Annotated in this window: 13 protein-coding genes; 7 read left to right on the forward strand and 6 right to left on the reverse strand. The window is 60.9% G+C overall.

All coding sequences use genetic code 11. From position 1 onward, the window contains the following. The first annotated feature begins 14 nt into the window (after window positions 1-14). From C4Q26_RS22675 to C4Q26_RS22695, 5 genes are all read left to right on the forward strand, one after another. A complete protein-coding gene (locus tag C4Q26_RS22675; RefSeq protein WP_023381050.1) occupies window positions 15-4,571 on the forward strand; it encodes an NEL-type E3 ubiquitin ligase domain-containing protein in 4,557 nt (1,518 codons plus the stop codon). A gap of 229 nt (window positions 4,572-4,800) precedes the next feature. Continuing rightward, entirely contained in the window at window positions 4,801-5,358 is a 558-nt protein-coding gene (locus tag C4Q26_RS22680) for a DUF4174 domain-containing protein (protein WP_104883581.1), read from the forward strand. A gap of 172 nt (window positions 5,359-5,530) precedes the next feature. Next, window positions 5,531-6,022, forward strand: coding sequence for a hypothetical protein (locus tag C4Q26_RS22685; protein WP_023381048.1), 492 nt, complete (start codon window positions 5,531-5,533; stop codon window positions 6,020-6,022). A 71-nt stretch (window positions 6,023-6,093) separates the two neighbouring features. Further along, the gene (locus tag C4Q26_RS22690; protein ID WP_023381047.1) at window positions 6,094-6,939 is read left to right on the forward strand and encodes a DUF692 domain-containing protein; all 846 of its coding nucleotides are present in this window, start codon (window positions 6,094-6,096) and stop codon (window positions 6,937-6,939) included. Continuing rightward, the gene (locus C4Q26_RS22695; protein ID WP_023381046.1) at window positions 6,920-7,618 is read left to right on the forward strand and encodes a DUF2063 domain-containing protein; all 699 of its coding nucleotides are present in this window, start codon (window positions 6,920-6,922) and stop codon (window positions 7,616-7,618) included. Before C4Q26_RS22690 ends, C4Q26_RS22695 begins: the two co-directional genes overlap by 20 nt. Before the next feature lie 3 nt (window positions 7,619-7,621). On the opposite strand, the gene C4Q26_RS22700 is transcribed toward C4Q26_RS22695, so the two are convergent. From C4Q26_RS22700 to C4Q26_RS28155, 6 genes are all read right to left on the reverse strand, one after another. Beyond that, complete coding sequence (locus C4Q26_RS22700) at window positions 7,622-8,791, reverse strand: cupin-like domain-containing protein (protein ID WP_104883582.1); 1,170 nt, start codon at window positions 8,789-8,791, stop codon at window positions 7,622-7,624. Between the two features lie 77 nt (window positions 8,792-8,868). Then, complete coding sequence (locus C4Q26_RS22705; protein ID WP_023381044.1) at window positions 8,869-9,363, reverse strand: DoxX family membrane protein; 495 nt, start codon at window positions 9,361-9,363, stop codon at window positions 8,869-8,871. Between the two features lie 14 nt (window positions 9,364-9,377). After that, on the reverse strand, window positions 9,378-9,998 hold the full coding sequence (locus tag C4Q26_RS22710; RefSeq protein WP_023381043.1) for a ferric reductase-like transmembrane domain-containing protein: 621 nt from the start codon (window positions 9,996-9,998) through the stop codon (window positions 9,378-9,380). Between the two features lie 146 nt (window positions 9,999-10,144). Further along, complete coding sequence (locus C4Q26_RS22715; RefSeq protein WP_023381042.1) at window positions 10,145-11,431, reverse strand: HAMP domain-containing sensor histidine kinase; 1,287 nt, start codon at window positions 11,429-11,431, stop codon at window positions 10,145-10,147. Further along, entirely contained in the window at window positions 11,428-12,168 is a 741-nt protein-coding gene (locus C4Q26_RS22720; RefSeq protein ID WP_023381041.1) for a response regulator, read from the reverse strand. Before C4Q26_RS22720 ends, C4Q26_RS22715 begins: the two co-directional genes overlap by 4 nt. A 15-nt stretch (window positions 12,169-12,183) precedes the next feature. Further along, the gene (locus C4Q26_RS28155; RefSeq protein ID WP_177429844.1) at window positions 12,184-12,585 is read right to left on the reverse strand and encodes a hypothetical protein; all 402 of its coding nucleotides are present in this window, start codon (window positions 12,583-12,585) and stop codon (window positions 12,184-12,186) included. A 688-nt stretch (window positions 12,586-13,273) separates the two neighbouring features. Here C4Q26_RS28155 and C4Q26_RS22730 point away from each other — a divergent pair. Together C4Q26_RS22730 and C4Q26_RS22735 are read left to right on the forward strand one after the other, a co-directional pair. Beyond that, window positions 13,274-14,257: a TerC family protein gene (locus tag C4Q26_RS22730; RefSeq protein WP_104881600.1), complete on the forward strand. Its 984-nt coding sequence runs from the start codon at window positions 13,274-13,276 to the stop codon at window positions 14,255-14,257. A 75-nt stretch (window positions 14,258-14,332) separates the two neighbouring features. Beyond that, the gene (locus C4Q26_RS22735; protein WP_256583296.1) at window positions 14,333-14,572 is read left to right on the forward strand and encodes a hypothetical protein; all 240 of its coding nucleotides are present in this window, start codon (window positions 14,333-14,335) and stop codon (window positions 14,570-14,572) included. The last annotated feature ends 448 nt before the right edge of the window (window positions 14,573-15,020 follow it).

Genomic DNA, 15,020 nt, shown 5'->3' on the forward strand with positions numbered 1-15,020 from the left:
ACGAGGCCGCGAGCATGGGCACGAAACCATCGCCACACACACCAACCGCCACGCAAGACAATGTGACGGTCGAAGCCCAGCGTTTCGAAACCTATCGAAAGGCGAGCAGGGCCTACCAGGACGGAATCATTGGCAGGCGGTTGCCTGGATGGCTGCGCGATGCGCCGGTCGCACAGTTACCCGAGATCGGCAAGGCATTGGCCCAGAGCCTTGCCTGCCGGCAGCAACTGAACAGACTGCTGACGCGCCTGCAGGATATCGACGGTTTCGTCGAGTCGGCCTTGGCAACCGCATTGCAGGACCGTTACGGCATCACCGCTAACCTGCGCCGCATGCGGTTTCTGGAGGGGCGCCGCGAACCTGTCATCAACGAGCAACCGGTAGGCGCGCACCTGACGAAAGTGGTGTACGAAGAAAAACCGTTGCTCGAGGTCGCACTGCGCAACTTCACCGCCGAACAGGCGCTGGCAGGCGGCCAGCCGGTGGGCAACCGTCTGCTGATGCCGCGCCAGGGTTCGGTGAAGCCGCCCACGGCCATCGAGTTCGCGGCCCTGTGCCGTGAGCTCGATCTGGGTGAGGCCTACCAACGCCACCTGGACTCGATCCTTTCGCCCGGCGACCGCGACGAGCGCGTGGAGGCCTTGCTGCGTGACGCCAGCCGCTTCAGCATGCTGGTCGACGCCTACAAGGCCAGACAGGAGCAACAGCTGGACGACAGCGAGCTCAGGTTGCTGGTGGCCATGTGCATCGACGGCAAGTTGCTGCGCCTGGCGGGCGATCTGGTGGTTGCCAGGCGTTTGAGCCTGCTGGGGTGCGAGCTGGAGCAGATCGTCGTGCTGCAAGTCATCGACCAGGGGCCGCTGCTGGACACGACCCGGCGTCTGCTGATGCATGTCCCGGGTGATCCGGTGGCAGCCTGGAGTGCCTTCGCAAGCATGGATGAGCTTGCGCGCGCGCTTGGCAATCGGCTGCGTGAGCCGTCCTACCAGCGATTCTTCACCCGCTTCGTGCGCCGCCGTGACAGCCAGGCATTCTTCTCCACGATCATTCCCGATTACGCCGATTTGCCCGCATGGGCGACGCTGGACCTCAAGCCGCGCTTACGCGCCTACCCGGCACCCTTGTTCAATAGCCTCGCCCATGCCCGCGTCCGCCAGATCAAGGACGATGCCGCCGTCATCGCCATGCCGGTCGCCGAACTCGATCGTGAAGTCCAAAGGGCCCATGACGAACGCCTGGCAGCACAGGGCTGGACACTGCTCAACGTGGCAGGTCTGTTCGTTCCTGTCATCGGTGCCGCCTTGCTGGCAGTGGCCGTGTGGGAACTGCTGGACGAGGTTTATCACGGTATCGAAGCGTGGCGTGATGGCGACCACCAGGAGGCGCTCGACCACTTGACCAACGTGGCCATCGACCTTGCGGCCATTGGTGCCGTGGCTGTCGGGGGAGTGGTCGTACGGCGGTTGTGGACGCGCTCTTCGCTGGTCGATGCCATGGTGCCCGCGCAATTGGAAAACGGCAGTACCAAGCTCTGGCAGCAGGACCTGATGCCCTACCGCAGCACATTGCCTGGCGCGGCGGCAACCCGGGATGCGCAGGGCATCTGGCGCTTGGGCGATCACGCCTGGATCGAGATGGACGGGCATCATTATCCGGTGGTCGAGCAAGGTGGCGAAGGGCAGTGGCAGTTGCGTCCGCATAACGGGCATGGCCCGGCCCTGCGAAGCAATGGTGCCGGCGCCTGGCGACTTTGGAGCGAGCAGCCGGCAGACTGGCGCGACACCCATCGGATGTTCCGCCGGCTGGGTGAGCCGCTCAATCAACTGAACGACGAACAAATCGATCAGGTACTGCTGTTCCAAGGTATGGATGGTGACCATGTACGGGCCCTGCATGTCTATGGCCTGGCGCCTGAGCCCGGAATGCTCGACAGTGCACAGCGCATCGGCCTTGACCAGCGCATTCGACGAGCGATCAACCGTTTGCGTGGTGGTGAGGTGGTCGACGATCCGATGGTGCTGGACCAGGCTCGCGGGCTGACAGGCGCCCAAAGCCTGTCCGACCAAGCGTTGGCTGAGCTTGCCTGGACTCAGCGACGGCTGTTGCTGGGACGTTTGTACGAGGCCCAGCAGCCCGTAGAAAGCCCGGGCAGCGCCACGCTGCGCCGGGTCTTCACGGGGCTGTACCCGCGAGCCGCGCAAGCGCTTGTCGAGGCAGCCAACGTACAGGACCGCCGAACCCTGCTGGAGCACGGCCGGGTGCCATTGCGTCTGGCTGAGGCGGCGCGGCGCTGTGTGCTGGGCATTCGTACCGCGCGGGTGTTCGAGGCATTCAACATCGATACACCGCAAAACGCAGACCTGGCGCGCGTCGCGCTGGGAATGCTCAAGCACCTGCCAGGTGGCGAGCAGGGTATCCGCTGGCGCTTGTTCGAGGGTTATTTTCAGGGGCCATTGCTAGCCTCGACCGAGCTAGGGCAGCAAGCGTTCGACCTGGTGCACACCAACGGCGCCTTCCAACTGCGCGACACCCACGGCGTGCTGTTGGGTGAGCCAGGGGAGTTGTTCGACGTCATGGCCAGGGCCTATGGCGCGAGTCAGCGTGAAGCCATGGCAATCGCCGAACCTTTCGCGCACAACCTTCGGGTGATCCTGGGACTTGAAGCGGCGCAGCGAAGAGCCGAGGTCAAGCGCTTGCTCAGTCCGTTGCGCCCGGGTGCGACCCGCTTGCCCTTGCGCTTGGCCGACGGTCGCCTCGGCTACCCCCTGGGCGGGTGCAGTTCGGGCGAATTGCGAGGTGCCGATCGTTCGCTCAGTGCAATGTTGCGTGAGCTGTACCCCACGTTCACCGATGAGCAGGTGGAGGCCTGGATCACTCATGTGCAGCGGTCCGGACGCCGGGTCGAGACGGTATTGAGCACGCTGCAGCAACAGCTGACCGTCTTGCGCAACACCCTGAGCGCCTGGGTGGGAGAGGTCGAGGGTGATGTCTGGGAGGATCGGGACAGTTTTCGTACGACGATGATCGACTGCTGGCGTCGAACGGTTTCGGTTGGCGAGTCGCAACTCAATACCGACCAGGACTACCGCATCATGACCTACAACTCCAGGCTCGGTGAGCTGCCGCCTATACCGGCGCAGGTCAGCTTTGCCCATGTTTCCGAAATGTCATTGCTGCGCATGGATCTGGAGGACCTGCCTTCGAGCTTTCTATTGGCTTTCCCTCGCTTGCAGGTCCTGGACCTGGGCGGCAACTACCTGACCCGCCTGCCGCAGTCGTTGTTGCAGATGCAACACCTGCGTCATCTCACGTTTACCAACAACGAGATCGTCCTCGATATGGCGCAATCCGCCATGCTGGCCAGCTGTGGCAACCTGGAGTACGTCGATCTGTCCTACAACCCGCTGGGGCGCGCGTTCACCTTGGCTGGGTTGACCCGACTTCGCTGGTTGAATTTGCGCAGCACGGCCATCAGGCAGTTTCCCAGCGGCCTGCTCAACCATGAGCTGGTCTACGTGGATCTGCGTGAGAATCGCATCAGGCATATACCCGAGCGCTTCTACCAGGCCTCGCTCCGTACCCGGCGCAGTATCAGGTTGGCCGGTAACCCGCTGGGCGAGGCAGAAATGATGCGTCTGCATGCTTCGCTCATGGATATTTCCGAACCCGTGGACGAAGCCTTGCGCAATGAACAGCTCGCTCACGCACGTCAAGTGTGGGGGGATGCCATCGGCCCACGGTTACGCGGCCTGCTGATGGCGGCCTGGGAAACCGTCGATCAGGGCGCCGTGTCGGAGCGGTTGTTCCGGGTGCTGCAGCAGTTGGTGCATTCAGCCGATTTCCACATCGATGCCCCGTCCCTCGCAAACCGGGTGCTGGCCCTTCTGCAGGCGATGGCGATGGATGCCTCGCTGCGTGACGAACTGTTCGTCGTGGCCAATGACGAGTGGGGTTGCCAGGACGGCGCCACTTGGTGCCTGAGCAACCTGGAGCTGAATGTGCTGACCTGGCGTGCTCGGACCCGGGTCGGGGGAAACCCAGAGCGCAGTCTGCTCGCGCTGGGCAGGCGTTTATGGCGTCAGGATGCCGTTGATCGGTATGCCGCGCAGGAGATCCGCTTACGGCAACAACGGGGTGGCAATCCAGATGAGAGCGAGGTCGGGCTGGCTTATCGGGTTGGTCTTCGCGACCGGCTGGGTTTGCCGATTACGGTGGGTAGCATGAGCTTTCGCCTGTTGTCAGGCGTCGATGAAGCAGCCTTGGCAGAGGCTGAAACCAGGATTCTCGCCTGGGAGCAGAACGTAGACGACGTCGCACGCTCGCTGGTGGATCGTGCCTTCTGGCGAGAGCATTTGGAGCGCACCTATCCTGATCGCTTCGCGTCGGTCGACGAGCCATTCAGGCAACGGCTTGAAACGGTGCTCGACGATGACACGCTGACTGATGAACAGCGGCGTGATCAGTCGGATGCGACCCTTGAGGAGCAGCGTGCCGCCCGGCGCGCCTTGATGCTCGACATCACACTCAGAGCCATGGAAATCGGCCCGGAAGACCCCGGGATCGACGTCTGACCGCGGCCCGGCGCAAACCATTGAGCCCCTGCGCGCCCGTGGCTTTGGACTATGCTCAGTCAGGGTATCGGCACTTTCTGAAGGGCTCGACGTCCGAGTCTGACGCAGGGCTGGAAACTGTCAGTTACTTTTCCTTGGCCACTGGGCGTTGGAACTGGTTTAGGCTCCGGATCGGATTTTTCTCCGTGATCTGTAGTCATTGGTTTATCGAAACATTAAGGAGATGCGCATGCTCGTCCGGTCACTGACCCTCGCCACCTTGCTCGCCGTCACAGGCCCTGTGTTCGCCGCCGACAGCGACGCGCCACTGGCCAAGGAACTGGGCAAGGCACGGCCCTTGGTGATCATTGCCCCGAGTTCAGCCGACCCGACCTTGCGGGGGCTGAACGAGGCACTGAAGGACCCCGCGACCCAGGCTGCCTTCAAGGAACGCGGCCTGGTGCTATACAGCGTCGCCAACATGATGGGCAAGCGCGAGGACAAGAACCTCGAGCAACAGACCACCATGGCCCTGATCCGCGAGCTCAAGCTTGGGGCAAGCAAGGGGACCAAGGTCATTCTGGTGGGCAAGGATGGCGAGCGTCATATGCTCAGGGACGACGACACCGGCGAGAAGATCGACCCACAGGTGATCCTCAAGGCCGTCGACGACCTGCCGGCCAGCGAGAAAACCATCACTGCGCCGGAACCGGTAGCGGCTGCAGCTGCACCCGAGCCCAAGGCCAAGGACAGCAAGCCGGCGAAACCGGCCAAGCCGGCGGCGCCCCCCAAGCCGCTGGAAGACTGACCACCCTGCACGGACCTCGACTGCCGCCAGCTGACGGGGTCTGAATGTATCGCTGTGTATCTGTCACGGCAACAGACGCATTCTCATACCAAACGCAGATTGTGGTGATACACCTGCGACACATCCAAGCGGCTTAATGGCTCCACTTCCCAACCACAAGTGGAGCAACACCATGACTCATGCACGCAATACTCTCGGACTGCTCGGCGCTGCACTGATCGGTAGCATGGCCTTTGGCAGCACTGCGTTCGCGGCCGAACCGCTGGCCCAGGGTTATCAACTGGCTTCAGCCAAGGTCCCAGGCGAAGGCAAGTGCGGCGAAGGCAAGTGTGGTGGCAGTGCCAAGGCTACTCACGGTGAAGGTAAATGCGGCGAAGGCAAGTGTGGCGCCAGCACCAAGGCCGGGGCAGAGGGCAAATGCGGGGAGGGTAAATGTGGCGATGCCTCCTTCGCTCGAACCGATACCGACCACGACGGCAAGGTCTCGCGCCAGGAGTTTCTGGTGGTGGCAAAGGACCGTGCCGCCGACTTCGACAAGATCGACCGCAACCACGATGGTTTCATCTCCGAGCAGGAAGCCTACGATCATCTGAAGTCGATCTACCAGGCCAACGGCAAGGCCATGCCTGACGGGCTATTCAGCCACCTGGCCGGCAAGTCCTGACCCTCACCCTTGCGTTACCCACGACGCTCCCTGCCGGGCAGGCGGGCGTCGTGCCTTATGGAGTGACCGCCATGAATCACAACCCAATGCGTGCCGGCCTGGGCCTGCGTCGCGGATTGCTGCGCGAACTGCTGGTAATGGAAGACGGCGCGGTCGACTTCCTGGAATGCGCGCCGGAAAACTGGATCGGTGTCGGGGGGGCCTATGGCCAGGGGCTGGCACGGTTGGCCGAGCGCTTTCCGATCACCTGCCATGGTCTGTCCCTGTCCCTGGGCGGAAGCCTGCCGCTTGACCGTGCTTTTCTCGACCAGACCCGCCAGTTTCTCGACCGCTACCACGTCGGGTTGTACAGCGAGCACTTGAGCTACTGCAGCGACGATGGCCATCTGTACGACCTGATGCCGATACCGTTCACCGACGAGGCCGTGCACCACGTGGCCGCGCGAATTGGTCAGGTTCAGGACCACCTGCAACGGCGTATCGCCGTGGAGAACATCAGCTATTACGCCGCGCCCTACCAAGCCATGAGCGAGCTGGAGTTCATCAATGCGGTGCTCGATGAAGCCGATTGCGACCTGTTGCTCGACGTCAACAACGTGTTCGTCAATGCCTGTAACCACGGTTACGACGCAGCGGGCTTCCTCAATGGCTTGCCGGTGGCACGAGTAACCGGCATGCATGTGGCCGGGCACTATGACGAGGCGGATGACCTCAAGGTCGATACCCATGGGGCGCCCGTGAAAGAGGCTGTCTGGTCGCTGTTTCACGCTGCCTGTCGGCGCTTCGGTACGCAACCGACGCTGCTGGAACGGGATTTCAACTACCCGCCGCTGGCCGAGCTGCTGGCGGAAACCGCGCGGGTACGCGCCGTGCAACAGGCAGCACAGGAGGACCGTGATGAACGAGACGCTGCGTGACCAGCAATGGCGCCTGGCCCGGCATCTTCGTGACCCGAAGGTGCATGCGCCACCACCGGGCATCGAGGCGAGGCGGCTCAAGGTGTACCGCGATCTGTTCTACGGTTCCATCGAGGGCTTGCTGGCGGGGAGTTTCCCGGTAATGAGGGAGACATTGGGCGATGCCGCCTGGCATGCGCGGGTGCATCACTTCTATGCCAACTACCGCTGCCAGACGCCCTTGTTCACCGAAATTGCCGAAGCCTTCATCGACTACCTGCAAGGCATCGAACTCGACGCACCCTGGCAGCTGGAGCTGGCCCATTACGAGTGGGTCGAAGCGCAGTTGTACCTCAGCGATGCACAGGACCCGCCGCATGACGCCAGGGGTGATCTGCTCGAAGGTGAGCCGCTGTTGTCCTGCACGGCCAGGGTGTTGGCCTATCAATGGCCGGTAGAGCAGATCGGCCCGCCGTTTCAGCCCCAGCAAGCGCCCGCCGCGCCAACCTTGCTGCTGGTCTACCGCGATGCTGACCTGCAGGTGCGCTTCGCCCGGCTGACAGCCATGGCCTATCAACTGCTGGCCGTGGTTTCAGGCACTGGCCGCGCGCGCCTTCAGGCCTTGGGTGATGTAGACCTGCAAGGCCTGGCGTTGCTCACTTCACTGCGCGAGCAAGGTGTGATCGTAGGCACTCGTTGATCTTCAGACGGGGGCGTGCTGGCCGGTCATTCCGGGCAAGGGCGAGTTTCTCCAGCCGCGCCCCGAGTCGACCCAGAAGTTCACCGACAGTGAGGTGGAGCGAGACTCCACCTGGTGGAACCAACCCTCCGGCAAGAACAGCAAGTCCCCCGCCTGCAGCACCACCTCCATGAAATGAACCGCCTGGCAGCCCGGGAAACGCTGCGGATCCGGCGCCTTTGGGTCCACATCGCAACCCTCCAGTCCCCCGTCGGGCGATGTTGCCCAGCAGCCGAGCGCATCGCGATGATGGGGAGCGGCCAGGATGAACGACTTCTCCCCCCACACCTGAGCGAACAAGTTGTCGCTGTCATCGCGATGCAAGGGTGTCAGCGTGCCCTTCGGGCCGATCCAGATCCTTGGTGGTATGAACTGCGCCGCGTTGAAGTAGCGCGGATAGCGAATGTGTTCGAGCAACTGCGCAGGCAGAATGTTGTTGCCCATGTATGCCGGCGGCTGACCGTGTCTGCTTGGCGGGGCGGGTGCATCCAGGCTGGCGATGAATTCGGCCATCGAGGTCGAGCGGAAGTCGCGTTCGGTGGAGAAGGTTTTCTTCACGTAGTCGCCATGGCGGGTGATGCCTTGCAGATTGGCGAACAGCTCCAGCGAAGCCTGGCGACCGGTGGTGAACAAAGGCCAGTCCTGCAAAGCATCGCTGATCACCACAGGAATGCCATGCAGCATGTAACGTTCACGGAACGCCTCGACCGACAGGCTGCTGTGCGCACGACGCTCCACGCTGAGCAAGGGCGGCTGGCTGGCTGAAAGGGCATCGCTCAGGCGGGGACGTGGAGGGTAACGGCGGTTGGCCTCGACCCTGGGGGCGCTGGCGCCATTGAGCGCCATGTCGATGGCCTGAGGCAGCAAAGTGGCAAGGCCAAGATTGCCGTCGATCTTGAGGCGGCCAGTGGCGAACAGTTCCTCGACATTGGCCTGGCCGCCCATGATGCCCATGAAGTCGGGCGTGGCCACTTCGATGGTGACATCCGGGGCAGCATGACGGCCACTGCCGCCTCGGCCGCCGGCCTCGAACCAGCACGCGTGAGTGGCATCGAAGATGAACTGGAAGGTGCCGGTCAGGCCGACACTCCCAGCGTTGGCGAACAGCTTGCCCAGAAGGATCTGCAGGTCCACGGCGCGTTCTCTTGGTCATTGATCTGAACAGAAAACGAGCGACGCGCCGGGAAATTTATCGGGACCGGGCGTGGCACTCAAGCGTGGCGAAGAAAGCGCTGGCTCAGCCACTGATCCAGGCTCAACCGTCCGGCGCCCTTGAGCAGCAGCGGTAGCAGTGCGACCAGGTAGATCAGCGGTAACTTGTAGTTGCCAAAGCCCTGGTCGGTAATGGCATAGCCCTGGGCCAGTTCAGCCAGGCTCGACCAGTGCGCCGGCCAGTGCACGGCGGCGATGGCGACCACCGTCACCACCATCAAGCCTGCCGAGGCCAGCCGCGTACCCAGGCCCAACAGCAGCAATAGTGGCAGGATCAGCTCGGCCCACATCGACAGCTGCCAGTTCAACTGCGCCGGCAGATGATTGAAGGGGAAGGGGAAGCTTGCCTGCAGGTCGCCGAACCAGTTGCTGCCGTTGAATTTTTCCAGGCCGGACTCGAAGAACTCCCAGGCCAGGAACAGCCGCAGCGGCAGGTCGGCGCTCCAGGTACCGAAACGGTCGAAAAGGGTCAGGGCGCGGGTCAGGGTCGTCATGGTCAGGGCTCATCTCAGGAAAGGGCGGTGGTGGTGCGGCGTTGGCGCTGGGCCAGCTTGGCGGTGAGCTTGAAGGCAAGGGCGGCGAACATGATGGCGAATGCCACCGGGTACCAGCCGCCCAGGGGGACGCGCTTGTAGAACGAGAAGCAGAACACACCCGCCAGTACCCACATTCCGGTGCTGTGCAAGGTTTTCCAGGCACGCCCGCCCAACAGGCGCATCGGCGCTTTGAACGAGGTCAGGGTGAGCAGCAGCAGGAACAGGTAGCCCACGCTGCCAGGAAGGCTGGAGGTTACCGTGCGACCGGCCCAGAACAACTCGGGGAACTGCTGGGCATAGCGGTAGATCAACAGGCCATGCACGGTGTGCGAGAAAGCGAACGCCAGGCCCAGGAACCGTCGTTCGCGTATCAGCCAGCGGCTGCCACTACCGGGGAGGAAGGTCACCAGCGTCGACGCCAGGAAGGCCAGCAGGAACAACGCGAACGAACTGCGCGCAGTGGCGCGTATCGCGCTGCGCAGCCCATCCGAGCCAATGGGGTGGCTGGCAAGTACCACGGCGGTCATGGCCAAAGTCAGGCCGGCAAGGGCGGCGAACAGCTTCCAGCCGCTGGGCAGGGTGAGGGATTTCATCGAGGGCGCTCCCGGTTGTGGTGGTATGCCGAGAGTGTGAAGGCGGGGGGTATCTGCAGTGTGTCGGTGAAGGGGCGTTTGTGTATCGGACTGTAGCGATCTGGATCGTGGGCAAAGTCATGGGCCAGCGCGGGCGCTGGCCAGACTCACTTCAGTTCGATTTGGGCACACAGCCCGCCAGAGGCGCGATTGCTCAGGGTCAGCTGGCCACCCATGGCCTGGGTCAGCTGCTGGGCGATCGCCAGGCCCAGCCCGGTGCCGCCCGTGCTGCGGTTGCGCGAGCCTTCCACCCGGTAGAAGGGCTTGAGCACGTCATCCAGCTCATCAGCAGGAATGCCGGGGCCGTCATCGAGCACGCGGATCAGCGTACTGCCGCCCTCGCGGGACACTTCCAGCTCTGCAGCGCCAGCGAACTTGAGGGCGTTGTCGATCAGGTTCACCAGCACCCGGCGCAGGGCATGGGGACGGGTCTCCAGCAGGCTATCGGTGGTGCCATGCCGGGCGACCTGGGCGCCGCTGTCCTGATAGTCGAACACCACGCTGTCGAGGAAGGCGTCGAGGTTGATCCGGCAAGGCGCTTCGGTGCTGCTGTCCATGCTGCGGGCGTAGGCGACGCCCTCACGCACCAGATGCTCCATGGCGTTGAGGTCGCTCCACAGCTTGTCCTTATCGGCGCCATCGTCCATGACCTCGACCCGCAGCTTCATGCGGGTAATGGGGGTTTGCAGGTCATGGGAGATCGCGGCCAGCAGTTGCATGCGCTCCTTCAAGTAAGCGGCGATTCGCGCCTGCAGCGCGTTGAACGCAGCCGCGGCGTAGCGAACTTCTCGCGGGCCGCTTTCGTCCAGTTGCACGCCAGGTTTGTCCGGGTCGAGGTTGTCCACGGCCTGGGCCAGGCGGGTCAGTGGGCCGATGGCCAGGCGCACGGCCATCCAGGTGCACAGCAACAGGACAAGCAACTGGATCAGCAGCACCGTTGGCAGCCAGGTAGCCATGGGCACCGGTGCCGGCGTGACATCGATGGTCAAGGGCGCGCCATCCGCCAGGCGTAAATGGACCTGGAAGTGCGCATTCGGGCCAGGGATATCCTGGAAGGTCAGGCGGTAGTCATGGCCGATGGCTTTTACGATCGAATCGGCGGCCATCGGCGGGTTCTCGGTTGGCATCGCTTCGCCCGACTCCCCCGGGTCGAGCCGGTAGCGGTAGGTGCGCCGCTCCAGGCGAGGCAGCCAGCTGGCGCGCTCGGCCGCAGGCAGGCGGTCGAGGATGGCTACCGAGGTGGCGACGTCTTGTTCCAGATTGCTGAGCATCATCGAGCGGCTGCTGACGAACCGCTCATAGGCCTGCAGGCTGAACGACAGCCCATAGGCCAGTACCAATCCGGTGAAGAAGATCAGGGCCAGGCGCGAGGCCAGGGTGCGGGGCCATTTCATGAGGGTGACTCGAGCAGCTGCACGGGCAGTGAAAAGACGTAGCCTTCGCTGCGTACGGTCTTGATGCAGCTGGGCTCCCGAGCGTCGTCGCCCAGGCGCTGGCGCAAGCGACTGACCAGCAGGTCGATGGAGCGGTCGAAGATGTCCGCCTCGCGGCCCTGGGTAAGGTTGAGCAACTGCTCGCGGCTCAGCACCCGTTGCGGATGGTCGAGGAACACCCGTAGCAAGCGGTACTCGGCGCCGCTGAGCGCCACCAGGGTGCCTTCGCTGTCGAGCAAGTGACGTGCGGTGGTGTCAAGGCGCCACTGGCCGAAGCCGAGCAGGCGGCTGCTTTCGCTGATGGTCAGGTTGGGCGGCAGCATGCGGGTCCGACGCAGCACCGCGTTGATGCGAGCGAGCAGTTCGCGGGCGGAGAAGGGCTTGGTCAGGTAGTCGTCTGCGCCCATCTCCAGGCCGATGATGCGGTCGGTCTCGTCGTTGCGGGCGGTCAGCATCAGCACCGGGGTATTGCGGTGCTTGCCGGCACGCAGTTCGCGGCACAACAGCAGGCCGTCGTCACCGGGCATCATGATGTCGAGCACGATCAGGTCGACGCTGTTGGCTTCGAGGAAGGCGCGCATCTGCCGGCCATCGGCAACGATGCTGGTGCGCAGGCCGCTCTTTTTCAGGTAGTTGCCGACCAGCTCGCGGATTTCGCGGTCATCGTCGACGACCAGGATGTGATCGACGTGTTCCATCTAAAGCGTTCCTGTTCAGAAGGGTTGGGCGCAGTGTACCGAGCCTTTGCGTACTTGCCTGCGGCGCTTTGTATTGCAGTGTATCTGTACCAGATACAGCAACTGGCTTAAGGTACTGAATTTAAAGGAGATTAACTGGTCTCCAGAAATCTTCCCCCAATATATCCCCAAAACTAAAATACAAAACCAGGCGAAATCGATCCCTGCAGAGCCCCGGCTATCGAGGTACATATCGGTCATTTTGGCAATATGGTGTCCGAGTCGCCGCTGGGCATCCCGGCCTTCTTGTTCAGGGAGCCGTGCAGCCAACGACCCCTGTTCATGGAATGGCGGTGGGCTGTTCCCCAGTACCAAACCCAGCTTCGCTACCGCCCGGTCTCGAGCTGCCGCGAACTCTTTGCTGATGGTGTCTGGCATGATCGTTGCGCCCGCTTTGACGCGAGCGACTGTTCGGTGATGGTGCGCCAGTTGCTTTGCAACCACCCTGTCACGACAACGTCGTATCACCTCAACTAGGCTCAGGCCTATGCACCCCAGCGTGATGCTGATCCTGAGCCTGGCTCCTGTCTTCGACTTAACTACCTGCAGGAAACCCTCCACCTCGTCTTTGAACCTGAAAGAGAGAATGTCTTGCCGGTGCTGGCCAGTGAGAAGGGCTAGGCTCTGGACGAAAAGCCTTGAAACTCGGTGATGCTGCGTTGAAAACAGCCTTGCCTGACCTTCGTCTCAAGACTTTTCATAAAGAACCTAGCCATGGCCTCCATGAAAATGTCCTTTTGCTGAGAGCGGTGATTAACCACCCGGACAACGGATGCGGCTGTTGATGGCTTCCACTTCAAATACATAGAGTTCAGCTGGTAGCCCTGCCTGTGCGATTGGGGGGGATAGCTAATAGGAACGCCCTATTAAAATCCATCTCGATAATGTTTTTATCAATTTTCTTTAGATTATCTAATTTGGTTATGACATGTTTTGTAAATCAATTCTACTTGCGAGCTTAAAAGCCTCGATAAAATATTGGCTCGTGACGCCGGGCCCCTCTGACGGTTAACAGCCGCCATGTCGGAGTCATAGTTGTTAAACTACGACTGTCGAGGAGGGGCCTATGTCTGCCCTCAGTGCTTATCTCTCTCAAGATGTTTTTGGTACTGATCTATGGCTCTGGCTGTCTTTCTTTGCCGTTGTCTTGACCCTGTTGGCTCTTGATCTAGGAGTTCTTCATCGCGGCAATCGTGAGATTGGGGTCAAAGAAAGCCTAATGCTCTCTGCAGGCTATATTGGCATGGGGCTGCTGTTCGCAATTTGGGTTTATTTCCAGAAGGGAAGCGATGCCAGTATGGACTATGTGACAGGTTTCTTGATTGAGAAATCCTTGTCCATGGATAACGTTTTTGTGATCGCGCTAATATTTAGCTTTCTAGCGATACCACGGCAGTACCAACACAGGGTCCTATTCTGGGGGATCATGGGGGTGATCGTACTGAGAGCTATCATGATCGGCCTTGGTGCGGCGCTCATCGCGAAATTCAGTTGGGTGCTCTACTTGTTTGGTGCTTTCCTAGTATTTACGGGTATAAAAATGCTGTTTGCGCGTGTCGATCATGCCCCGGATCTAGAAAATAACCGTTTTGTCAAGTATTTGCGCAGTCATCTCCGCGTTACCAAGGAGCTGCACGGGCAAAGTTTTCTGGTGAGCTTGCCAGACGCAAGAGGTAAAAATGTTTTATGGGTGACGCCGCTTTTTCTTGCGCTTGTTCTTATCGAGTGCGCCGACTTGGTGTTTGCTGTTGATAGTGTGCCTGCTATATTTGCCATTACCCAAGATCCTTTCATAGTCTATACATCTAATATTTTTGCCATTCTCGGTTTGCGAGCCCTTTATTTTGCGCTGGCAGCCATGATAAGTCGTTTTGTTTATCTGAAGTATGCGTTGGCACTGGTGCTCGTATTCATTGGCGCAAAAATTTTCCTTCATGATATAGTTGGTAAAGTTCCGGCAGAGCTATCTTTAAGCGTGACAATAGGTCTTCTGCTGGGTGGGGTTGTGGTTTCGCTTTGGAAAACTAAATTGCCTAAAGAGGCTGATTAAGTTTCCATTGAAAGTGTGCAAGAGTACCCTCCGGCCCCTTTGCTTGGGTGGACATTGAGCGAGAGAGTTTGCGCAATGACCATGCTGGATTCGCCGGACAGTGCCGACAGTGCCGAGGAAAGTCCTATAATGCGCTGGTCAGATGATCGGAGCGGTACCGTGGATAAGCACAGCTTTATAGGGATGGTCGAGGTTGGCGAGCAGCTGATTCAAAAGTCCTTTGATGCCATGCGCAAGTACCACCACGCCCAAGACCATGGCGCTCATCCAGAAGAGGTGGAGCGCCATTGGCTGCTGGCGGAGCCCACTGGTTGAGTCGGTTTCTGGCCACCTGCTCCGTGTCCATAGCGAAGGCTCCCGGGAAGGATTTGCCCCCACGGCACTAGGTTAGCGATTGCCGGATCAGCACTGTAACTAGTGTGCGATAGCCACCCGCGCCGCCAGGGTGTTCTGCGACCTGCTCGCACGGGCTGAGTGATCGGGAGAACTGTCGACAGCTGATGACCGTGCCCGAATAGCTGGCGAACAGTGTGACCGTGAATATGACCGTCTTTCGAAGGTCTCCGCCTAGATACGCTAGGGCCGAGCAGGAATGGCCGCTATCGACCCAAAACTGCCAGTTAGTATCGGTAGATGTTGGCTGAGATAGACCCAGCGTCGACATGAATAGTGAAAAATACGCCCTCCCAAGCGATGAAATTCTCCAAGGGTTGTTGCCTTTAAAATCTAAATGATATCATTTTGGTATGACGCGTGTTCAGTA

The organism is Pseudomonas sp. SWI44, from assembly GCF_002947915.1.
Classification (GTDB): Bacteria; Pseudomonadota; Gammaproteobacteria; order Pseudomonadales; family Pseudomonadaceae; genus Aquipseudomonas; species Aquipseudomonas taiwanensis.

Excerpts from the sequence above, each read along its gene's own strand:
- C4Q26_RS22695 (WP_023381046.1), top strand. The coding sequence starts at position 6,920 with ATGAACGAGACGCTGCGTGACCAGCAATGGCGCCTGGCCCGGCATCTT.
- C4Q26_RS22730 (WP_104881600.1), top strand. The coding sequence starts at position 13,274 with ATGTCTGCCCTCAGTGCTTATCTCTCTCAAGATGTTTTTGGTACTGAT.
- C4Q26_RS28155 (WP_177429844.1), bottom strand. The coding sequence starts at position 12,585 with ATGCCAGACACCATCAGCAAAGAGTTCGCGGCAGCTCGAGACCGGGCG.
- C4Q26_RS22715 (WP_023381042.1), bottom strand. The coding sequence starts at position 11,431 with ATGAAATGGCCCCGCACCCTGGCCTCGCGCCTGGCCCTGATCTTCTTC.
- C4Q26_RS22735 (WP_256583296.1), top strand. The coding sequence starts at position 14,333 with ATGACCATGCTGGATTCGCCGGACAGTGCCGACAGTGCCGAGGAAAGT.
- C4Q26_RS22685 (WP_023381048.1), top strand. The coding sequence starts at position 5,531 with ATGACTCATGCACGCAATACTCTCGGACTGCTCGGCGCTGCACTGATC.
- C4Q26_RS22680 (WP_104883581.1), top strand. The coding sequence starts at position 4,801 with ATGCTCGTCCGGTCACTGACCCTCGCCACCTTGCTCGCCGTCACAGGC.
- C4Q26_RS22720 (WP_023381041.1), bottom strand. The coding sequence starts at position 12,168 with ATGGAACACGTCGATCACATCCTGGTCGTCGACGATGACCGCGAAATC.
- C4Q26_RS22710 (WP_023381043.1), bottom strand. The coding sequence starts at position 9,998 with ATGAAATCCCTCACCCTGCCCAGCGGCTGGAAGCTGTTCGCCGCCCTT.
- C4Q26_RS22705 (WP_023381044.1), bottom strand. The coding sequence starts at position 9,363 with ATGACGACCCTGACCCGCGCCCTGACCCTTTTCGACCGTTTCGGTACC.
- C4Q26_RS22675 (WP_023381050.1), top strand. The coding sequence starts at position 15 with ATGGGCACGAAACCATCGCCACACACACCAACCGCCACGCAAGACAAT.
- C4Q26_RS22690 (WP_023381047.1), top strand. The coding sequence starts at position 6,094 with ATGAATCACAACCCAATGCGTGCCGGCCTGGGCCTGCGTCGCGGATTG.